Source organism: Collinsella sp. AM17-1 (assembly GCF_003470665.1).
Taxonomy (GTDB): domain Bacteria; phylum Actinomycetota; class Coriobacteriia; order Coriobacteriales; family Coriobacteriaceae; genus Collinsella.
In genome coordinates this window covers 125,861-146,219 of sequence record NZ_QRJZ01000001.1, presented here as the reverse complement: position 1 = coordinate 146,219, position 20,359 = coordinate 125,861, and the positions used below count along the sequence as shown (strand labels likewise).

General features: G+C 55.4%; 19 protein-coding genes. 8 read left to right on the top strand and 11 right to left on the bottom strand.

Annotated elements, in window-relative coordinates; genetic code table 11:
- The first annotated feature begins 3 nt into the window (after positions 1-3).
- The 3 genes from DW195_RS00590 (at position 4) to DW195_RS00580 (ending at position 4,118) form a co-directional block, all read left to right on the top strand.
- Positions 4-1,992: a hypothetical protein gene (locus tag DW195_RS00590; protein WP_147356463.1), complete on the top strand. Its 1,989-nt coding sequence runs from the start codon at positions 4-6 to the stop codon at positions 1,990-1,992.
- Positions 1,973-2,284: a hypothetical protein gene (locus DW195_RS00585; RefSeq protein ID WP_118205309.1), complete on the top strand. Its 312-nt coding sequence runs from the start codon at positions 1,973-1,975 to the stop codon at positions 2,282-2,284. Before DW195_RS00590 ends, DW195_RS00585 begins: the two co-directional genes overlap by 20 nt.
- A gap of 130 nt (positions 2,285-2,414) precedes the next feature.
- Positions 2,415-4,118 (top strand): DUF262 domain-containing protein, encoded by a 1,704-nt coding sequence (locus tag DW195_RS00580; RefSeq protein ID WP_118205307.1) that lies wholly within the window; start codon positions 2,415-2,417, stop codon positions 4,116-4,118.
- Positions 4,119-4,124: 6 nt separating this feature from the next.
- Here the strand turns inward: DW195_RS00580 and DW195_RS00575 are convergent, their stop codons facing one another.
- The 3 genes from DW195_RS00575 to DW195_RS00565 are packed head-to-tail and all read right to left on the bottom strand — an operon-like array spanning position 4,125 to position 5,771.
- Positions 4,125-4,493, bottom strand: coding sequence for a mobilization protein (locus tag DW195_RS00575; protein ID WP_118205305.1), 369 nt, complete (start codon positions 4,491-4,493; stop codon positions 4,125-4,127).
- Entirely contained in the window at positions 4,493-5,569 is a 1,077-nt protein-coding gene (locus DW195_RS00570) for a site-specific integrase (RefSeq protein WP_118205303.1), read from the bottom strand. The genes DW195_RS00575 and DW195_RS00570 overlap by 1 nt, the downstream gene beginning before the upstream one ends.
- Positions 5,559-5,771, bottom strand: a complete 213-nt coding sequence (locus tag DW195_RS00565) for an HTH domain-containing protein (protein WP_118205301.1) — start codon at positions 5,769-5,771, stop codon at positions 5,559-5,561. Before DW195_RS00565 ends, DW195_RS00570 begins: the two co-directional genes overlap by 11 nt.
- A gap of 140 nt (positions 5,772-5,911) precedes the next feature.
- Between DW195_RS00565 and DW195_RS00560 the strand changes: the two genes are divergently transcribed.
- Positions 5,912-6,349 (top strand): helix-turn-helix domain-containing protein, encoded by a 438-nt coding sequence (locus DW195_RS00560; protein ID WP_118205299.1) that lies wholly within the window; start codon positions 5,912-5,914, stop codon positions 6,347-6,349.
- A 544-nt stretch (positions 6,350-6,893) separates the two neighbouring features.
- On the opposite strand, the gene guaA is transcribed toward DW195_RS00560, so the two are convergent.
- A complete protein-coding gene (gene guaA, locus DW195_RS00555; protein ID WP_118205297.1) occupies positions 6,894-8,492 on the bottom strand; it encodes a glutamine-hydrolyzing GMP synthase in 1,599 nt (532 codons plus the stop codon).
- Positions 8,493-8,759: 267 nt separating this feature from the next.
- Between guaA and DW195_RS00550 the strand changes: the two genes are divergently transcribed.
- Positions 8,760-9,773 (top strand): asparaginase, encoded by a 1,014-nt coding sequence (locus DW195_RS00550; RefSeq protein ID WP_118205295.1) that lies wholly within the window; start codon positions 8,760-8,762, stop codon positions 9,771-9,773.
- Positions 9,774-10,091: 318 nt separating this feature from the next.
- Here DW195_RS00550 and DW195_RS10700 read toward each other — a convergent pair whose 3' ends face one another.
- Entirely contained in the window at positions 10,092-10,310 is a 219-nt protein-coding gene (locus DW195_RS10700; protein WP_035136926.1) for a helix-turn-helix domain-containing protein, read from the bottom strand.
- Between the two features lie 76 nt (positions 10,311-10,386).
- Here DW195_RS10700 and DW195_RS00540 point away from each other — a divergent pair, with 76 nt between their 5' ends.
- Entirely contained in the window at positions 10,387-10,776 is a 390-nt protein-coding gene (locus DW195_RS00540) for a hypothetical protein (RefSeq protein WP_117765271.1), read from the top strand.
- 9 nt (positions 10,777-10,785) lie between these two features.
- Here DW195_RS00540 and DW195_RS00535 read toward each other — a convergent pair whose 3' ends face one another.
- The 4 genes from DW195_RS00535 to DW195_RS00520 form a co-directional block, all read right to left on the bottom strand.
- Positions 10,786-11,169 (bottom strand): DUF1648 domain-containing protein, encoded by a 384-nt coding sequence (locus DW195_RS00535; RefSeq protein ID WP_117765273.1) that lies wholly within the window; start codon positions 11,167-11,169, stop codon positions 10,786-10,788.
- A gap of 11 nt (positions 11,170-11,180) precedes the next feature.
- Entirely contained in the window at positions 11,181-12,257 is a 1,077-nt protein-coding gene (gene ychF, locus DW195_RS00530; RefSeq protein ID WP_118205293.1) for a redox-regulated ATPase YchF, read from the bottom strand.
- 127 nt (positions 12,258-12,384) lie between these two features.
- Positions 12,385-13,728 carry a 6-phospho-alpha-glucosidase gene (locus tag DW195_RS00525; RefSeq protein WP_117798057.1) on the bottom strand — a complete coding sequence of 448 codons (1,344 nt, stop codon included), beginning with the start codon at positions 13,726-13,728 and terminating at the stop codon, positions 12,385-12,387.
- 155 nt (positions 13,729-13,883) lie between these two features.
- Positions 13,884-15,491: an alpha-glucoside-specific PTS transporter subunit IIBC gene (locus DW195_RS00520; protein ID WP_255413534.1), complete on the bottom strand. Its 1,608-nt coding sequence runs from the start codon at positions 15,489-15,491 to the stop codon at positions 13,884-13,886.
- A gap of 361 nt (positions 15,492-15,852) precedes the next feature.
- Here DW195_RS00520 and DW195_RS00515 point away from each other — a divergent pair, with 361 nt between their 5' ends.
- Together DW195_RS00515 and DW195_RS00510 are read left to right on the top strand one after the other, a co-directional pair.
- Complete coding sequence (locus DW195_RS00515; protein ID WP_117716787.1) at positions 15,853-16,878, top strand: zinc-dependent alcohol dehydrogenase family protein; 1,026 nt, start codon at positions 15,853-15,855, stop codon at positions 16,876-16,878.
- Positions 16,879-16,943: 65 nt separating this feature from the next.
- Positions 16,944-17,699, top strand: a complete 756-nt coding sequence (locus DW195_RS00510) for a GntR family transcriptional regulator (RefSeq protein WP_117876759.1) — start codon at positions 16,944-16,946, stop codon at positions 17,697-17,699.
- A gap of 131 nt (positions 17,700-17,830) precedes the next feature.
- Here the strand turns inward: DW195_RS00510 and DW195_RS00505 are convergent, their stop codons facing one another.
- Together DW195_RS00505 and DW195_RS00500 are read right to left on the bottom strand one after the other, a co-directional pair.
- Positions 17,831-19,084, bottom strand: a complete 1,254-nt coding sequence (locus DW195_RS00505) for a 4Fe-4S binding protein (protein WP_118205289.1) — start codon at positions 19,082-19,084, stop codon at positions 17,831-17,833.
- 151 nt (positions 19,085-19,235) lie between these two features.
- The gene (locus DW195_RS00500; RefSeq protein ID WP_118205287.1) at positions 19,236-20,303 is read right to left on the bottom strand and encodes a glycerol dehydrogenase; all 1,068 of its coding nucleotides are present in this window, start codon (positions 20,301-20,303) and stop codon (positions 19,236-19,238) included.
- Positions 20,304-20,359 lie beyond the last annotated feature (56 nt).

Below are 20,359 nucleotides of genomic sequence, written 5' to 3'. Positions count from 1 at the left end.
ATATTGAAACGTATTGATTTACATATTCATACGGTCGCATCACCTTTAGACGAGGATTTTGAATTCGATCTCGATGTTCTTCTAAATCGTATAAAGGATAATTGCCTAGACGCAATTGCGTTGACCAATCACAATCTCTTTGATTCTGATAACTATCATCAAGTTTGCAATGCTGTACCAGCTAATGTTTGTGTGTTTCCTGGAATAGAAGTTAGTGTTGAAAACTTTCATGTATTGGTGATAGCCGACCCTGCTCGAATCGATGAGTTCTCTTCTGCTTGCTTGAATGTTCCTGAGATCCAACAGGGTGATAACGGGATTACCGTAAACGATTTCTTGCAGCTTTTTGGTGATGGGACATATATTGTTATTCCTCATTTCAAAAAGAAGCCAGCTATATCCTCTGCTGGACTTACCGCCCTGGGCGGTATCGTGACCGCTCTGGAAGTGTCGAGCGACAAAAAATGGTATTGCGAAAACAAATCAGCTGAAAAACCTGTCGTAATTTTCAGTGATTGCCGCTGTGGGAAAGGCGCTATCGCTCCATGGGGACGTTACACCTATGTTGGTATTGGCGAGATGAATTTTGATTCTTTGCGTCTCGCTTTCAGAGACAAGGATAAATTTTCCATTACCGAGCGAGAAGACCATATTGAGCTTTCGCCCGGACTCTACGTTGCATCTGGCTTAAATGTTGTCGTTGGTAGCCGCTCGTCAGGAAAAAGCTATCTGCTCGATAGAGTCTATGAGTCAAGTGACCCTGATGACGTGGTGTATGTTCGGCAGTTCGATATAGTCAAAAATGCAGAAGAGAAGGCATTTAGAGAAAAACTCGCAGATGAAGAAGCTTCTATCAAAGCTGATTACTATAAGCCAATGAATGGCATCTCTTCAGCATTGTTGAATCTGCCTTCGAAAGAAACTATAAACAAACGCATCAAAGAGTACATCTCGAACCTTATTCTGTACGCCGATTCTGCAGCTCGCGAAGATGAGTTTTCTAAATGCCCTATCTACAGTGCTGGAAAAATCGCGCAAGATAACGCTAATAAGGAACAAGAGGTTGCGCAGGCTCTCATCACCTTGCTGAATGAGAACCCACTATCAATTGAGATTAGTGAGAGAATCGGTCGGGCAACACTAGTTTCCCTGCTTAAAATCGCTATCGATCTATACAAAGCAAAAGCACTGCGTTGCAAGTGCATCGACTATGCCAACAAGATATCCAAAAAAATCAAAGCGGAGCTATCCCTTGAATCCAGCCGTCCGGCTTGCCCCGAGTCTCCATTTGCTGAAGCTGCGAAACGCAAAGCGTACGTCATTCGTTTGGCAAAATTGCGAGGGGCTACAAAATCGGAAGTCGAAATTAGCAGGAGGAAGATTGGGAAGTTCAGCCGAATTACGAAACGTATTCCTTATGGAAATGCAAAGACTCTAAAAACTGCTATAGAAGCTAGAACTTCTCTTACTGGAATTACAAAACTTGATGATGTCGAATATGTTGAGAAGATACTTGATGCAGATGGAGTTTCTGATATCAGCAGAGCCCTGTTTGATATAAACGTTGTGCTGGAAAACGAGCGTGGCGAAAATGTCTCTGGTGGCCAGAAAGCAGAATATCTTTTCTTCCAGGCATTAGATAAAGCTGCAAGCCAGGACATCGTTCTCATAGACGAACCTGAATCGTCTTTCGACAACCCGTTTCTCAATGCCCTTATTGCAACGGAAATAAAAAGGATATCGTCTAAGGCAACCGTATTTCTTGCAACACATAACAACGTTCTCGGAGTGTCGATAAAGCCTGATGGAATTATTTATACCGGTTTCGAGAATGGTGTACATCGAATCTACACTTGTGACTCTTCGGATAGCTGTATGAGGTCTTCGGATGGGCATATGGTTGAGAGAAGCGAAGTCCTCCTTAAGCTCATGGAGGCAGGCGGGACAGCGTATGACGAAAGGAAGCCTTATTATGGACTTGTTGGTAATTGATGGGAACGAAGCGAAATTTTGTGGCAAGACAGGTCAAACCAAGCTTGTATCCCAGGTGACGCCGGAAGATATCAGCCTAGCGCTCGAATGCTTGCTTGAAAACGACCAGGTTGGTATTGCTGCAGATGAAGACGAAAATAAAATAACCAACCCGGCGCAAAAAATTATTTTCCAACAGCTGAGAACCTCATTTAAGGAGATACTCGATTCTCGGGAGACGATTCTTGGAGAAATTGATGCCACGTTTCATGATGCAGAAGAAAAATACCTTGGCTCGAAAAGCCAGGAATAAGCAAGAGGGCATTTGGCTGGTGAAACCCGCAAAGCGGATGTGGATACCGACTAAAATTTGATTCTGTTTCAGGTTTATATGGTAGGAGATTGCATTCTAAAATCAGAAGAATGCGGTAAGGTAGATTGCAATGGATGCTGGAAAAGCAACGATTAGCGGCGTGTTCAACGGATCGCGTTTGCTAGAAATACCTTTTTACCAACGTGCCTATGTTTGGGGCGAGGAGCAATGGGAGCGATTTCTGAGCGACATGGAGTTTGTCACTGCCTCGAAACGTCCCTATTTTCTGGGATCCATCATCCTGAAGCAATCTTCCGCTGGCAACACTTGGTCCCAGGTTTCTGAAGAGAGAGTCGTCATCGATGGTCAACAGCGGTTGACGACGATGATTCTCTTTTTCAAGGCGCTTTGCATGAAGCTCGGTGCTCAAAATCTGTTTGAACGTGATTTCGTCCTTGAGACCGGTGACATCGCATTGAGGCATGGGCGCTACGACCAGGAGGCATTCAATGCGGTGACTAGTTCTAAGGTCGCAAGTCCTATCGACGGTTCTTCCAATATTGTGCGTGCATACAACTACTTTCTTACCAACATTGACGTTGATCGAGTCGATCGCAACACGATTAAGTCAAACGTGCAATTCGTCTGCATCGACCTAACTGAAGGGGAAGATGAGCAGCAAATATTCGATACCATCAATTCACTTGGTGTTAGGCTGACCACGGCAGAGTTATTGAAAAACTATTTCTTCAACCGGGAGAACGAAGATGCCTTTGCGGAAGGTTGGGAGAACGTATTTGAACCGTCGTCGGAGAAGAAAGCGTACTGGGAGCAGGAAATTGTAACTGGGCGCATCAAGCGAACCCTTATAGATCTTTTCTTTGACGCTTTTCTTCAGATTCTGGTTCAGGACAAATCGCACGGTGTCACAACGGAAGACAAACTCTATTATTCGAGGACGTCCAATCTTTTCCAATCATATAAGGATTTCATCAGCAGATATTGCAACGGCGACAAAGGTGTTGTTCTAGAGAAGATGAGGCCTTACGCCAAGGTTTTTGAGTCTACTTTCGACCCTGGCTATTGTGACGAGGCGATCCCCCCGACTCCCTGCTTGGAGCGAATGAACGTTTTGATTTTTGGCCTCAAGAACTCGACGCTTATTCCGTACATGCTGTACATCCGGAAAAACGTTTGCTCCGCTATCGAGGAGTCGAAAATCTTTGCGGTTCTGGAGAGCTACATCGTTCGAAGAATGCTCGTTCAGGCGACGACGAAAAATTACAATAGGCTCTTCACCTCATTGATTCTCAACGAAGTGCTTGAAGCGGATAATTTAAGGACGTTTCTTGAAGCAGATGGCGAGGCAACTACATACATGCCAAGCGATTCTGAAGTTCACAGAGCCTTCTTCGAGTCTCGTTTATATAATCTGCAGTCTAAAGGGGTCTTATACCTGCTCGAAAGCGCTATAAGACCAAGCATGAGCAGCACGGCTTTGCTGGGCTTCAATCAGTACAGCCTCGAGCACATGATGCCGAAGAAATGGCGCAACAACTGGGGAATGCTTGATGCGGAGAAGGCTTCTGTCCGGGACAAAGCCCTACTGACCCTCGGCAATCTTGCCATCATCACCCATTCGCTCAATGCTTCTATCCGTGACGCAAGCTGGGATGTTAAGAAGTCGGGGAAGAACGGCAAGGATGGTTTGGCGCTTTGCACTGCCGGATTGGTAACCATGCACAATGTTCTCGAAAAAGAATCATGGGCGGAATCCGACATCGCCGAACGCGCTGAGTGGCTCTACGAGAAAGCGTTGAAAGTGTGGGGGTAGGAGCTTTTACCTTCTCCTCATCCCCTCAATCATTGCCGCTTCCGCATCAATCTGGGATTCGGGTATTTCCTCGCCGAGTTCATGGAAGATGTCCATCAGGAGCTCGACGCGCTGCACGAGTGACTCATCCATGTCTCCAGCCCGTCTGATGCGCGAGAGCTCTGCATAGACTTTCGCCATCGCGTCTTTCAGCGCCCTGTATGTGCGGCTGTTGGGGCGCACTACGATGGCGGTGTCGGTGAGCTTGGACATGATGTAGTCCTGCTTGGTCATGTGCGCCGTCGCTGCGAGCAGGTTCACCAGCTCATTTTCCTCGGGCGAGACCCTGAAGGCGATGGTCATGCTCCTCTTGCGTCTCTCGTTCGGGCAGGGCATCAGAATGCATCTCCTTTCGAAGATTCGAGGGCTGCCGCCATCTCCTCCTGCACGTTCGGGAAGAGGTGGGCGTAGCGGAACGTGATGTCCGTCGCCTCGTGGCCCATTCTCTCGGCGATTGCGAGGGCAGAGAAGCCCATGTCGATGAGCAGGCTCACGTGGCTGTGCCTCAGATCATGGATCCTGATCCGTTTCACGCCGGTCTGGGCGCAGCCGCGCTTCATCTCGTGGGCGAGGTAGTACTTCGTTGTCTTGAACATGCGCTCGTCTTGGCCGATGCCCGGGTTGTCTTCCAGATACTCCTCGACCTCGTCCCCGAGGAACCCGGGGATCTTAATCGTGCGTACGGATTTCGGGGTCTTGGGGTCGGTGATGAGGTCTCTTCCGCCCAGCCTGTGATACGAGGCAGTGATGTACATCTCCAGCCGTTTGAGGTCGAACGAGCCCGGGGTGAGCGCCAGAAGCTCGCCTTCTCTCACGCCTGTCCAATAGAGGATCTCGAACATGAGGTACGACATGGGTTTCTCGAGCATCGCCTCGGAGAACCTGAGGTACTCGTCTTTCGTCCAGAACGACATCTCGCCGGCTTCCTTCGCCCCCATCTTCATGGTCTTCACCGCCGGGTTGGGATAGAGGCCGTAGTATCGCGTCGCATGGTTGAATATGGCAGTGACCTGGTTGTTGATGGTACGCAGGTAGGTGGGCGAGTATGCCTCCCCGTTCGGGCGCTTCGCCTCCATGAGCTTGTTCTGCCAGCGTACGATGTCGATGCTGCGGATGTCCTCCATTCTCATGCGCCCGAAGAACGGCTCTATCTTCGTCCGGATGATGTGCCTCTTAGTCGCCCATGTGGTCTCGCGGATGCGCGGGCGCATGTCGTCCTCGTATATCTTCAGGAAATCCGAGAACTTCATCGCCATCGACTGCCCGCGCGTCGCCTTGTAGTCGCTCTCCCACGCTTCCGCCTCGGCTCTGCTTGCGAAGCCGCGCTTGAACTTATGGACGTCGTTTCCCTCCTTGTCCTTGCAGCGGAACTGCACGGTGAACGTCCCGTTTGGCATCTCCTTAACGGACATCCTCGTAATCGCCTCCTCCGCTCCTTTCGCCGAAGAAGGCGATCTCGAAGTACTCGTTGCTCACGCGGCCGGGGATCACCTTGCAGCCGCGGCGCGCCATCTCCTCGTTGAGCTCGCGGATGACGGCGTAGGCGGTCGTCCTGGAGACGCCCAGGCGCGCTGCCACTTCTTTGGCGGTGAGCATCCTCCTCGCTGTTTCCATTTCGTCCTCCTAGACAGTTCAATTTCGAACGGTATATGGAAATACTATACGTTCAATAACGAACGGTCAATACGTACCGTTCGAATACGTGCTATTCTTTTCAGCGAAGACGATTCAATCAATGTCGCAGGAGAGGCCCCATGAAGACAGGCGAACTGATTCGCAGATATCGCAAGATGCGCAAGATGACCCAGGCGGATCTCGCCGATGCATGCGGGCTCTCCGATTCCGCCATCAGGAACTACGAGCTCGGGAACAGAAAGCCAAGCGCTGCGCATTTGGAAGCCATAGCCAAGGCTCTGGAGATTGCCCAGGAGGCACTTTTGGAGGTAGATGTGAGCTCTGGCCGAAAGGCTCTCGAATACCTCCTTAGAATCGACGAGGAGCTCGGATTGAAGCCCTCCAGGGACGCCAAGGGCGATATCGTTCTGACGATCGACCACGGCTCCCCGAAAGCGCCTAAGCTGTCCGCCGCGTTGGAGGCATGGCTGCGACAACGCGAACGTTTGGATGCTGAGGAGATTTCTCAAGGAGATTACGACGCTTGGAAGGCAAGTGCTGGAGCGTCTGATTTGTAATCACCTCCGCGTTTTTCGCCCTTTTCCGAAACGGCTTGTAATCACCCCTCGAAAGCGGCTTTTTGCAAGCCACTCCAGGAATAATTTCAGGCTGTTTTCGGCGTTTCGCAGCGCTCGAATCGGCTCAGAAAGTCCTCGAATCGCCCGTTTTCCGCGATTTTTTATCCCCCTATTCTGACCTGGGGTATTCGATTTTCGACCCCTCGGAAAGGCGGGGTGATTACAAAGTGATTACAAATCGCCTTTTCTGACAGATTTCAGCTCCAGGAATAATTTCAGGTGGCTTGCAACCGTGCCCATGGGTACTCATTGTTGAACATGGTTGCCGACCAGTGCCAAACGGCGTCCACCTTTTTGGGATAATCTGAATCATTTCCGCAGGTGAAAGGGCAAAAAACAACCCCCGGAAAAGGTCTTTTCTCGGGGGTTGTGCAGTCTCATTATTCTTGAAAGTTGCCGGTGGCTATGATGATTTATGAATACCGTTGTTCACCATTGTTCACTGGAATAATTTCAGGTGGATTGCAAATCTCACGCCTCAGGCCTATTCCCACTCAATCGTCGCAGGCGGCTTGCTCGTGATGTCGTAGCACACGCGGTTGGCACCCGGAACCTCGGCCACAATGCGACCAGAGATCTTCGCCAGCACCTCGTAGGGAAGCTTGGCCCAGTCGGCGGTCATGGCGTCACTGGACTCCACGGCACGCAGGATGATCGGGCGCTGGTAGGTGCGCTCGTCGCCCATAACGCCCACAGACTTGATGTCGGGCAGCACCGCAAAGTATTGCCAGCAGCTGTGCTCGGAGTTGCGGTCGCCAGTCTCCTCAAAAAGCTTCTGGTTATACGCATCGAGCTCCTCGCGCACGATGGCGTCGGCGTTCTTCAAGATCTCGAGCTTCTCCTTGTCCACCGCACCGATAATGCGAATGGCAAGACCCGGGCCCGGGAACGGCTGGCGGTACACAATATGCGCCGGCAGGCCAAGCGCCAAGCCAAGCGCGCGGACCTCGTCTTTAAAGAAGTGGTCGAGCGGCTCGATAAGATCGAAGCTCACGCCCTCGGGGAACGGAATCAGATTGTGGTGGCTCTTGATGGTCGAGGCCTTGCCGCCCGTCTTGCGTGCGCCGGACTCGATGATGTCGGGGTAGATGGTGCCCTGGGCCAGGTACTTCACGGGTTTACCATCGGTCTCAAGCTGCTGAGCAACCGCGAAGAACTCTTTCCAGAACTGCGTACCGATGATGCGGCGCTTCTCCTCGGGCTCGGTCACGCCGGCCAGAAGCTCGGCATAGCGGTCCTCGGCGTGAACGTGAATAAAGTCGACGTCAAACTGCTTGGTGAAGACCTCCTCCACCTGCTCGGGTTCGCCCTTGCGCAGCAGGCCGTGGTTGATGAACACGCAGGTCATCTGCTTACCCACGGCGCGGGCGCCCAGCGCAGCCACGACGGAGGAGTCGACGCCACCGGACAGGGCCAGAATCACGCGGTCGTCGCCGACCTTCTCGCGGAACTCGGCCGTCATGGTCTCGACCAGGTTGTCCATGCTCCAGTTGGGCTCCAGGCCGCAAATCTCAAACAGGAAGTTGCTCAGCAGCTGCTGACCGTACTCGGAATGCTTGACCTCGGGGTGGAACTGTGTGGTGAAGATCTTGCGCTCGACGCACTCCATGGCGGCAACCAGGCATACGTCGGTGCTGGCGGTAACGGTAAAGCCCTCGGGCACCTCGGAAACGGCGTCGCGGTGGCTCATCCACACGGTCTGCTCCATGGGCGTGGAGTTAAAGAGCTTGGCGCCGGCCGTGCGCGTGATGGTGGCGCGGCCGTACTCGCCCACCTCGGAGTGGCCGACCTTGCCGCCGAGCGTCACGGCCGTGATCTGATGGCCGTAGCAGAAGCCCAGGACGGGAAGGCCCAGGTCAAAGATGGCGGGGTCGATGGACGGAGCGTCCTCGGCGTACACGGAGGCCGGGCCGCCAGAAAGGATGAGCGCAGAGGCGTTCATCTCGCGAATCTCGTCGGCCGAGATGTCGCAGGGGACAATCTCGGAATACACGTTGAGGTCGCGGACGCGACGGGCAATGAGCTGACCGTACTGCGCACCAAAGTCGAGTACGAGGACCTTTGCGGAAGCCTTTTGATCCATGGTTCCCCCTCTTGTCAGCGGGGAGCCGGTGCCCACCCGCGCGAATAAACGAAAATAACTTCCATAGTGTACACGTTATATGGGGTTTCTCGTCCCTCGCAGCCATCAGCGCACGGCAAACGCACGACCTGGGCCCCTATTTGACGGCAATTGGAGTGTTACCAAACGTTACAGATGATGTAATACGTTTGAACATTGGACGCCCTGTGCCACAATACTGCCGAACGACTCCGCCTCTGCGGCGGCAAATACGATAGGAATACCAGCATGAAGCGCATCCTTCTCATCGCCACGGGCGGCACCATCGCATCGACCGAGGACGGCAATGGCCTCTCCCCCGCCCTGACCGGTGAGGAGCTCGCCCAGAGCGTCCCCGAGATCTCGGGGCTCTGCGAGCTCGACGTCGTGCAGCCCATGAACATCGACAGCACCAATATGCGCCCGAGCGACTGGATGCGCATCCGCGATGTCATCGTCGAAGGCTATGCCGATCACGACGGCTTTGTGGTCCTGCACGGCACCGACACCATGAGCTACACCGCGGCAGCGCTTTCCTACCTGATTCAGGACAGCCCCAAGCCCATCGTGCTCACCGGCTCGCAAAAGCCCATGGGCAATCCCTTTACCGACGCCAAGCTCAATCTGTACCAGAGCCTGCTCTATGCGCTCGACGAGCATTCGCACGATGTTTCAATCGTGTTTGGCGGCGTCGCTATTGCCGGTACGCGCGCCCGCAAGCAGCGCACCATGAGCTTTAACGCGTTTATTAGCGTCAACTATCCGCCCATCGCCTACATCCGCAACGACCGCATCGTGCGCAATGGGCTCCACGGCACCCACCAGAATGAGAGCCCGGTTCGTTTCTACGACAGTATCGACCCGCGTGTATTTGTACTCAAGCTTACGCCCGGCGTGAACCCGGGTATCCTGGACGCCCTGGCCAATAGCTACGACGCCGTGATTCTGGAGACCTTTGGCATTGGCGGTATCCCCGAGTTTGGCGAGTCCGGCGAGTCATTCCAGGAGGCGATTTTCCGCTGGGTCGATTCGGGCCGTACTGTCGTTATGACCACGCAGGTCCCCGAAGAGGGCCTTGACCTGGGTGTTTATGAGGTCGGCCGAGCTTACGCCGATCATCCGGGTATTTTGCGCGGCGACGACATGACCACCGAGACGCTCGTGGCCAAAACCATGTGGGCGCTCGGCCAGTCACGTGATGCAGCAGAGATTCAGCGCCTGTTCTACAGCCAAGTCAACCACGACCGCATCCCGATGGCGTAGCTAAAACAAAATCCGCCTCTTTGGGCCTTGTAGGGCACGTGATACCCCTCGGAACGTGCAAAAAGCGGAGTTTTCAGCATCCGCCCCTTCCGGGAACGTTAAAACCGCTGGCTGTAAATTGCCTTTCGACTCGAAAGACTCGTTCCACGCGCTTGTTATTCCTCATATTATTGAATTTTGTGGATAATCCAAAACATTACGCGTCGTATTTGTGGCCCCGGCTGCCGTCAAATTATTGAGGGATGCTGAATACTCGCGTTTTTGCACGCCGCCGTCGGGGGGACCCGTTCAACAAACGGCAAATCTAGCAAAAAAAGGCTACTCGATACCCTCGAGAAGCTCTGACACCGTCATGCCGAGTGCGGGCGCGATCTTAAATAGAACCTTGAGCGTGAAATTTGCCGTCCCATCTTCGATTCGGTCGAGGTAGGGTCGGCTGATTCCTGTCGCCACACAAAAATCAACCTTGGAGATACCAAGGTCTCTGCGTGTCTCTTCGACCCGCCTGCCAAGAATCTGTTTCGCACGTTCGTCCATGCAGCCGAGTTTGAAATGGAGCCGAACATAAACGTAAACTATAGTTTACGTTTTGCCGAATACACAGGAGTTTTCTATGTCGGGTTCTTCGGTCCGCACGTACCGAGCCACGCTTCGCACAAACAGCGCACCGCCCAAGCTCGTCGTCGTTGAAGCAGAATATCTTTCGCCCGATGAGCGCACAGCATTTGCATTGCTATCAAGTCGCGTCGCCGCCGTTCTGGTCCCTTGTCCGGCGCAAGGTGCGCTTGCCATCCAATGCCAAGCGCACAGCCGCTCGCTCAATCAGGCTGCCGTAATCGTAACCAGCCAGCGTGGCCTGCCCCTTCTCCTGGAAGCCGGCGTCGCGCTCGCCCTTCGCGGTGCCGGATACGAAAACGAGGCCGCCGCCGACATGGTCTTTCAACCACGATCGAGCGGCGGCCTCGCAGCAGCCATCGAATATGCTTGCAGGCTCGTTGCCTAAAGGCGCAAGCTAAAAGCCCAGGCCAAAGCCCATACCGGTAATCGCCGAATACATAAAGTAGACGTTGATTACGTTGAGAAATACACCCGTGATGCAACCGTTGCGCAGGTAGCGCTCGCACACGATGCGTGCCATGGCGGCGGAGTCATCGTTGTTTTTTGCCTGGCGTCCCGCCGTAAAGTACGTCGCCACGCTCAGCAGCAGATTGAGCACCGGCAACGCCAGCAACTCGTAGCTCTTGCCCCAGCGCGTCGCCTCGCCGGCAGCATTAAACTTTGTTGCCACCTCGGGACCAATGTTGGGAATAACACACGCTGCGACCACCAGCGGAATCACCGCAAGTACGAGCAGCGCAATACCCATGTAGCCAGCTTTTTTGCCATATTTAAACATATACGTCGTCCTTACACGTTAAAGCGGAAGTGCACGACGTCGCCATCGGCCATGACATAGTCCTTGCCCTCAATACGCAGCTTGCCGGCAGCCTTGGCGCCCTGCTCGCCACCGAGCTCGATGTAGTCGTCGTAGCCAATGACCTCGGCCTTAATAAAGCCGCGCTCAAAGTCGGTGTGGATGACACCGGCGGCCTGCGGGGCGGTCGCGCCCTGACGCACCGTCCAGGCCTTGACCTCCATCTCGCCAGCCGTAAAGAACGACTGCAGGCCGAGCAGCTTGTAGGCAGCCTGAGCGAGCACGTCCAGACCGGGCTGCTCCAGGCCCAGGCTCTCCAGGTAGTCGGCAGCGTCCTCGGGATCGAGCTCGGAAAGCTCGGCCTCGATCTTGGCGCAGATCGGCAGCGGCTTGACGCCGTCGATGGGCGCCAGGTCCTCGTTGAGCATGTCCTCGTCTACGTTGGCCACATACAGGATGGGCTTCATGGTGAGCAGGAACAGGCCCTTGGCAGCGGCGCGCTCCTCGTCGGTCATCTCCATAGATGCGGCGCTCTTGCCCTCGTTGAGCCAGGCAAGCAGACGCTTGGCAACCTCGAACTTGGGCATGAGCTCCTTGTCGCGCTTGGCCTCTTTCTCGAGCTTGGGCAGCTGCTTCTCGAGCGTGCCCATGTCGGCCAGGATGAGCTCGGTCATGATAGTGTCGGCATCGCCGGCGGGATCGACGAACTCGCCCGTGCGGCCCACCTCGCGCATAACGTTGGGGTCCTTAAAGTAGCGCACGACCTCGCAGATGGCGTCGGTCTCGCGGATGTTTGCCAAGAACTGGTTGCCCAGACCCTCGCCCTCGTTAGCGCCCTTCACCAGACCCGCGATGTCGACGAACTCGACCGTAGCCGGCACAATGCGGCCCGGGTTGACGATGTCGGCGAGCTTTTGCAGGCGGCTATCGGGCACATCGACGATACCCACGTTAGGGTCAATCGTGGCAAACGGGTAGTTGGCGGCAAGGCCGGTCTTTTTGGTAAGCGCGGTGAACAGCGTCGACTTGCCCACGTTGGGCAGGCCCACGATACCGATGGAAAGGGACACGACAGCTCCTTTTGGTACAGGTACTTCAAACTTCATAAGTATAGCGCCGCCGCAGCATCCGGGCGAATCCGGACACCACGACGGCGCAAATGAAGCAGAGATGCGTGAGGGTTCGAGACGGTAGTCCTTACTTAAGCTCGGGCCAGAAATCCTTGTTGGCCTCGATGAGCTCGTCCAGGATCTGCTTAGCAACGCTCGCCGAAGGAATGGTCTTGGAGAGCGTGAGTGCCTGCCAGAGCTTCTGGTAGCTGCCCTCGACCCAAGCCTGGACAACGAGCTTCTCGACGGAAACCTGCTGCTCCATCAGGCCCTTCTGGAACTGCGGGATCGGGCCCTGGCAGATCTTCTCAAAGCCGTTGGAACCAACGATGCAAGGCACCTCGACCATAGCCGTCGGGTCGAAGTTGGGCACAGCGCCATCGTTGGGGACGATCAGCAAGAAGCGCTCGAGCGTGTTCTCGGCCAGTGCGCAGGCAAGGTCGACGATGTAGTTGGCATGTACATCTGGCTCAAAGCCGCCGTCCTTGGCAGTACCCTTGGCGATGATGTCGCGGCAAGCGCCAAAGACCTTCTTCTCACGGCCATCCATAACCTCATTGGCGCGAGTGTAGTTGGGGTCAGACGTCTCGACGACATAGTCCGGGTACAGGTAATACTTGAGGTAGGTATTGGGAATCGTCTCGGGATCGACAGCATAGACATCCTTGGCCTTGCCGAAGGTGTGAATCCAGCTCTCCTCGACATGCTGCTCCTTGCCGGCCTCGTGCTCGATGCCGTCCAGGTAGCCGTTCTTAGCCATGTGCTCCTTAATCTGCGGCATGAGGTCGTTGCCGTCCTTGTCGTAGATCTTGCTCCACCAACCAAAGTGGTTGAGGCCGTAGTAGCTATACTGCAGCTCGCGACGATCCTTGATGCCGCACATACGGCTCATCTTATCCATGAGGTCGATCGGCATGTCGCAGATGTTGATGATGCGGCTGTTGGGGCGCAGCACGCGGCAAGCCTCGGCGACGATGGCCGCGGGGTTGGAGTAGTTGAGCATCCAGGCGTTGGGGCTGTACTTCTCCATGTAGTCGAGAATCTCGATGACACCACCGATGGAGCGCATGCCGTAGGCGATACCGCCGGCACCGCAGGTCTCTTGGCCAACGCAGCCGTACTTGAGAGGAATCTTCTCGTCGAGCTCACGCATGGCGTACAGGCCGACGCGGATGTGAGCAAGGACGAAGTCGGTCCCGGTGAATGCGGTTTCGGGGTCGGTGGTGTAGTTGAACTCAACCTCGGGGGCGTTCTCGTGGAAGTAGATCTCGCAGGCCTTGGCCACGGTCTCCTGGCGCTCGGCGTTGTTGTCGTAGAAGGTCACCTTGTTGACCGGGAAGCGGTCGCGCTCCTCAAGCAGCATCAGGGCAATGCCCGGAGTGAAGGTAGAGCCACCGCCGGCAATGGTCACGGCATAGTTTTTCTTGGACATGATGTCCTCCTCATTCTGGCCGCTTGCTCAATCCATCCCCGCACGCGGCCTGTACGGTTTGGAATTGTTACCTAGAAGTGGAGTTTTTTATCTCTAGAATCGGCCTTGCGGTGCATACCGGCTCTGCAAGGCCGATTGTTTCGATGGACGATGGTTTACAGAAGACTCTCGAACTTCAGAAGACTCTCGAACTTCTCGCGAACCTGCGGGACGGTAAGGCCGATGATGACCTGGATTGACTGACCTTGGACCACCAAGCCATGCGTACCGATCGCCTTGAAGGAAGCCTCGGGCGCAACGACGCTCTTGTCCTTGACGTTAACGCGCAGACGGGTAGCGCAGTTAGTTACATCGATGATGTTATCCGTGCCACCGAGCAGATCGAGGATTTTCTCGGCAAGCACCAAGCGCTCATCATCTTTACTCTGGGCGACCGATTTGCCAGCAGCAGCACCGCCCTGCTTTTGCTTGTAGTCGGCCTTGGACTTGAGCTCGACCTCAACATCATCATCCTCGCGACCGGGGGTCTTAAAGTCGAACTTGACGATCAGGAAACGGAAGACCACGACCCAAAGGGCGGTAAAGCACAGACCGACAAGGATGGAGATGGCGTACTGCAGACCGTGTGCGGCCCAAAGGGGCAGCCAGTCCCACGAGAGCATCGAGATGATGCCGCCGTCAAAGATACCCACGACGCCAAGGAGGTTTTGAGCCATGCAGCCGAGCGCTCCGAGCACGCAGTGGACGACGAACAGGCCGGGCGCAATGAACAGGAAGGTGAAGTCAAGCGGCTCGGTAATACCGCAAAGCATAGCGGTAAGGGTGACCGGGATTAGCAGAGCCTTGACGCGCTGCTTGCGCTCGGGTTTGGCGGTCATATAAAACGCAATGGCGACGCCAAGCGAGCCGAAGACTTTAGTCCAACCAGGGCAGGTATAGGCAGCCCAGGGTGCGGCATCCTTAAGAGCAATGCTCGGATCGGCAGCCAATTGGGGCAGGATGTTGGCCCAAGCAGCAAAGATGCCGCCGTTGACCGCCGCGTTGTCGTAATAGAACGGCGTATAGATAAAGTGGTGCAGGCCCGTAGGAATCAGCACGCGCTCGAAGAACGCAAAGACGCCCACGCCAAACGTACCGGCGGAAAGGATGAATCCCTGGAAGGCGGCGATAGCAGCCTGAACATGCGGCCACACCAGGCAGGCGATAATAGCGACCGGAACCATAACGAAGAAACCGATCATATAGATGAACACGGAGCCCGAGAACACGCCCAGCCACTCAGGAAGTTCGGTGTCGAAGTACTTGTTGTGAAGCATCGTGGCGATACCAGAAATGATCAGCGCGCCCATGATGCCCATATCAAGCGTTTTGATGCTTGCGATAGTGGCAAGACCAGTACCGCTGCCCGCCTCGACAGAGTAGTCGACCCCAAAGACAGGGCCCCACTGCCCCAAGATTGTGCTTACAAAGTAGTTGAAGGTAAGGTAGATGGCCAAAGCCTCCATGCAGCAGCGAGCGTTCTGCTTGTTCGCGAGCGAGATTGGCAACGCTACGCAAAACAGCAACGGCATCTGGTTAAAGAGCGTCCAACCACCCTGGAGCAGCACATTCCAGCAATCAAACCAAAGATGGCCCGCAGTGGCCATCTCGCCAAAGATCGCCTCGGTGGTAAACAACGTACCCAGGCCGACGACGATTCCGGAAAATGCGAAAAGAATTGCAGGCGTGTACATTGCACCGCCGAAACGTTGTATCTTTTGCATCATGACGGGGAATCCCCCTCTCTTCATTCGGAGCGGCTGCGGTTTTGGCTTCACTCGAGACCGCAGACGCGCCGTTTGCGTGTACCTCGTGCAATAGGACGGGTGGGCCCGTGTCCCCGACTTCTTGCGCTTCTTTTTTTATCATATCACTTATCTAGACAAGTTAATACGGTTTCTATGTTCGGTCAGCGGTCGATAATTGACGGTGAACGGTTTATTTCAAATAATTTACCTGTTATTGCCTGTTTGTCGTAATTCTTTAAAACCAAAAAATTTATCAACTTGTCTAGATATGCTTGTATAAGGATGTTTACATACCTATACTTCGATACAACATTCACCGCCACGTTAAGGAGTCACCATGAAAAGTGCGGTCTTCTATGGAAAGCACGACCTCAGAGTCGAGGAATCGGCAAAGCCGGCCGTGGGCAGGCGCGACGTTCTGATCAACGTCAAAGCTTGCGGCGTCTGCGGTACCGACGTTCATATCTATGAAGGCGACAAGGGTGCAGCCGACGTTACCCCGCCCACGATCCTTGGTCATGAGTTTGCGGGCGTTGTCGAGGCCGTGGGCAGCGACGTCGCTGGCTTTAAACCGGGCGATCGCGTGTGCATCGACCCAAACCATCCCTGCGGCTGCTGCGAACCCTGCCGCGACGGAATCAACCACTACTGCGAGCATATGACCGGTTACGGCACCACCGTTAACGGCGGCTTTGCCGAGTACTGCTCCGTCGATATGCAGCAAGTCTACAAGTTGGGCGATCACACCAGCTTTGAGCAGGGTGCTATGACCGAGCCCGTCTCCTGCTGCCTGCACGGCATTGATATGTGCAACATCAAGCCCGGCAGCACAGTTGTCGTTATCGGCGGTGGCATGATCGGTCTGCTCATGATGCAGCTTGCCAAAAACGCCGGCGCCACCAAGGTCGTCTTGCTCGAGCCCGTCGAGGGCAAGCGCGAGGTTGCGCTCAAACTCGGCGCCGACCTGGCAATTGATTCCATCCACGAGGATGTCCCGGCCCGCCTGAAGCAGGAGGGCGTCGGCAACGTCGATGTCGTTATCGAGTGTGTTGGCAAGCCCGTCACCATCGAGCAGGCCATCCAGATCGCCGGCCACAAGGCTACGGTCATGATGTTCGGCCTCACCAAGCCCGATGAGACAATCACCGTCAAGCCCTTCGAGGTCTTCCAGAAGGAGCTTGTGCTTACCTCGTCCTACATCAACCCTTATACGCAGCGTCGCGCGCTCGAGCTCATCGACTCTGGCAGGCTCGACGTATCCTCGATGGTCGCCAAGGTGGCTTCCCTCGACGAACTCGGCGCCATCCTGTCAGACCCAGCTCTGCGTGCCATGGGTAAATATATAATCGACCCCAGCAAGTAAATCGATTGACACCTGCGCGGACGGCCCTCATCCGTCGTTCACGCACCCAGCTCTAGGAGACCGTCATGGCGCGAGCCATCTTCCAAACTATTTATGACAACGTGAAGCAGTCGATTGACGACGGCACATACGCCTATCAGAGCTATCTGCCTTCGGAGACTGAGCTCACGCAGCTGTTTGACTGTTCGCGCATGACGGTCCGTCGCGCCATCTCGATGCTTGCGGCAGATGGTTACGTGCTCCCCCAGCAAGGCAAAGGCATGCGCGTCATTCGCAACATCAGTGACGAGAAGAGTCGTGGTGGCGGCGGACTCGAGACCTTTAAGGAAATCGCGGTCAACCGAGGCTTTGAGCTCAAGACTGTCACCACCGTCTTTGAGCTCCTCATCTGCAGCAAGGCGCTCTCCAAGATTACCGGGTTTCCCGAAGGCTGTGAGCTCACACGCGCCAAACGCATCCGTTATGCAGACGGACAAGCCGTGTGCTCCGACGACTCCTATTACCTAAGCTCACAGGTACCGGGGCTGACACCCGAGATTGTCAACGACTCGATCTATCGTTACCTCGAAGAAGACCTTGGCATTAAGATTGCCACGGGCAAACGCGATGTAACGATCGAGCATCCCACGCCCGAGGATACGCGCGTGCTCGATCTCGACGACTTTAACGCACTCGCCGTTATACGCGGACAGACCTACAACGCCGACGGTATCCTTATGGAATACACCGAGACCAAACAGGTTCCCGGGTTCTTTTTGCTCCATGAAACCGTGACGCGCAACGGTACCGGTCGAACCGGCCACCAAAGCAGCATGAACTAACCATTTATTAGTTGCGGTGGAATAGTTCCTAGAATGGCCAGCTTAAGGGCAAAACAGGAACTATTCCACCGCAACTTTTTTGGCCGGCGGGGCAATACCTGTCCCACCGGCCATCATTTACGCTCTTTTAGCTAGTCCGCGAGCTTCTCCACCTGGTCGAGCATCTTATCGAGCTTGGCCTTTGCCTCGGCCTTGACCTTCTGGGCTTCTTCGTGGGCCTTAGCCTTCTGGGCGGCCTTTTCCTCGGCCTCGGGATCGACGACGACTAAGTTGGATGCATCATGTTCAACCAGCTTAAGCGCATGCTCGGGGCACACCTTGACGCAGGCTCCGCAACCCAGGCAATACGTGGACTCCAACGCAAAGCGGCCGCTTCCTACCAGATCGCAGGCAAACGTGGGGCACACGTTGACGCACTCGCCGCACGACGTGCACTTGTCAAAATCGCATTCCGGCGTGCTCACCTGCATGTTCTGGGCAAGCTCGGGATGGTTTTGCAGCGTCGAGAGTACCAGCTGGCGCCCGTGCGTAAGCGTGCGGCGACGTTTGGCCGTCGTGGTGCCGCACATGGTGTTGAGCGTGCGCTCCAGCTGGGTAATCTGATGGCGGTGGGCCTTGAGCTTTTGCGTCACCGAGGCCAGCGCCGCCGTCGCCGGGTTGAGCTTGGTCACCGTCAGGCCCGTCGTACGGGCGATCTTTTCCATGTACTCCTTGCGCTCGTACTCGCGAAGCTTATGGCACTTGAGGCTCTTGGGGTCGACCTCCAGGCCCATACCCGTGCCGGCCCACTCCTCGGCAGTGGCGATTGCCTCGCCCAGAATGTCCTCACCGCCGGTGTTGCGGCACTTATCGCACACGCCCAGTGGCAGGTAGACGCTCACGTTGGGATAGTCGGCCAGCACCGAGAACCAGGTCTCGGCCGTAATATCGCCCACGCAGGCAACGACGACCTCGTTCTCGCGCGGCATGCGCTTAAGGGCGCGCGTGCAGGTGACGTAGGCGGTCTCGTGGCTCGTAGCTGCCGAGACAATGTCGTCATACAGGTTTTTGGGCGCCAATCGCGGCGAGATGATCGCCTCGGTCGGACAGGCAGCGGCGCACAGGCCGCACTTGCGACAGGAGTCGAGGATCTCGATGGCGTCTTCCTCGACCTCGATAGCGTTGACCGGGCACACGTCCATGCACGCGGTGCAGCCGCTCTTTTCGTTTTTGCAGGTCAGACACGGAATCGTGTTGCCGCGCGGACGCTCCTTATAGTCGGCAGGATTCCACTGCGGCGCTGACGGATCGAGCGCGTCGGTCACGCCGCCAAGCGGGTTTTTAAGAAAGTCGAAACCCTTGCTGATCTCGATAATGTCATCAAACAGATCGTGTTCCTGCGCCATGCGCGGCCCCTCCCTGAGCAGTGCAAACAAGCAAGAGATAATGATACGCTATCGGCCCACGCCTCGGGCAAATTACACGCGGAGCACCTTTGAGGCAAATAGCCCATGGCCTATCGCCGCCTCGATTGCACAAGGTCGATCAAGCGCCAAACTATGCCTCGCGCATGAGCTGCACGAGCTTTTGTTTGGTCACCTTGGCCTGCTCGTTGGCCATATTGCGTTCGTTTCTAAAGGTCGCATCCGCAACGCTCATCAGGTCGGCATCGGAAATCTCGCCAAGGCCCAGCTCCTCGAGCGTCGTCGGCAGACCAACGCGCTGGCAAAACTCGAGCACCTGATCAAGCTCGGGCGCACGCTCCAGGCGCAGCTGCACCACCAGACCAAATGCCACGGCCTCACCATGCATGGCCTTGCACTCGAGCAGAATCGTCAGACCGTTGGCGATGGCATGTGCCAACGCCAGGCCGCCACTCTCAAAGCCAACACCCGAAAGCAGAATATTGCACTCGATCAGACGCTCAACCGCAGGCGATATACGGCCCTTTTTGAGATCGCGCTTGGCAGCGACGCCGCACTCCATGAGCGTGTCATAGCAGGCACGAGCCGTAACCAAGGCCAAGTGCCCCGGCGCGCCACCGTGCTCGTTAGCGCCGTGCGCCGCGGCACACGAACGCGCCTCGAAGTACGTTGCCAGTGCGTCGCCCATACCAGCGACCGTCATCCGCAGTGGTGCTGCCGCAACCACGTTGGTATCAACCACGACCAGATCGGGATTTTTGTCGAGTATCAAGTAGCGGTCGAACGACCCATCCTCGTGATACAGCACCGAAATCGCACTGCACGGGCCGTCCATCGAAGCCGCCGTGGGGCATACACACAACGGCAGCTCGGCATAAAACGCAACGGCCTTGGCGATATCGAGCATCTTGCCGCCGCCAATGCCCACCACCATGTCGCAGTACTCGGCCTGGGCTTCCTGAGCCATTCCGACAACGGCCTCTTCCGTACACGGACCGTTATAAATCTTAAAGAACGGCTCGCTTAGATCTTCGTCCAGAAATCCATCGACGATCTGCCTGCACAGCCGATCCTCGGTGCCCTGGTCAAACAAGACATAGGCAGCGCAGCCCAACCATGACAAATACCTGCCCTGACGCGAAAGTTCGCCCGGCCCCTGAACATACCGGCCGGGACCGCCATAAACCATAGGAAGCGCCATACGAGAATCCGCCCTTCATCAAACAACGATTGGTGCAAAGTAACCTGACCCCTTTG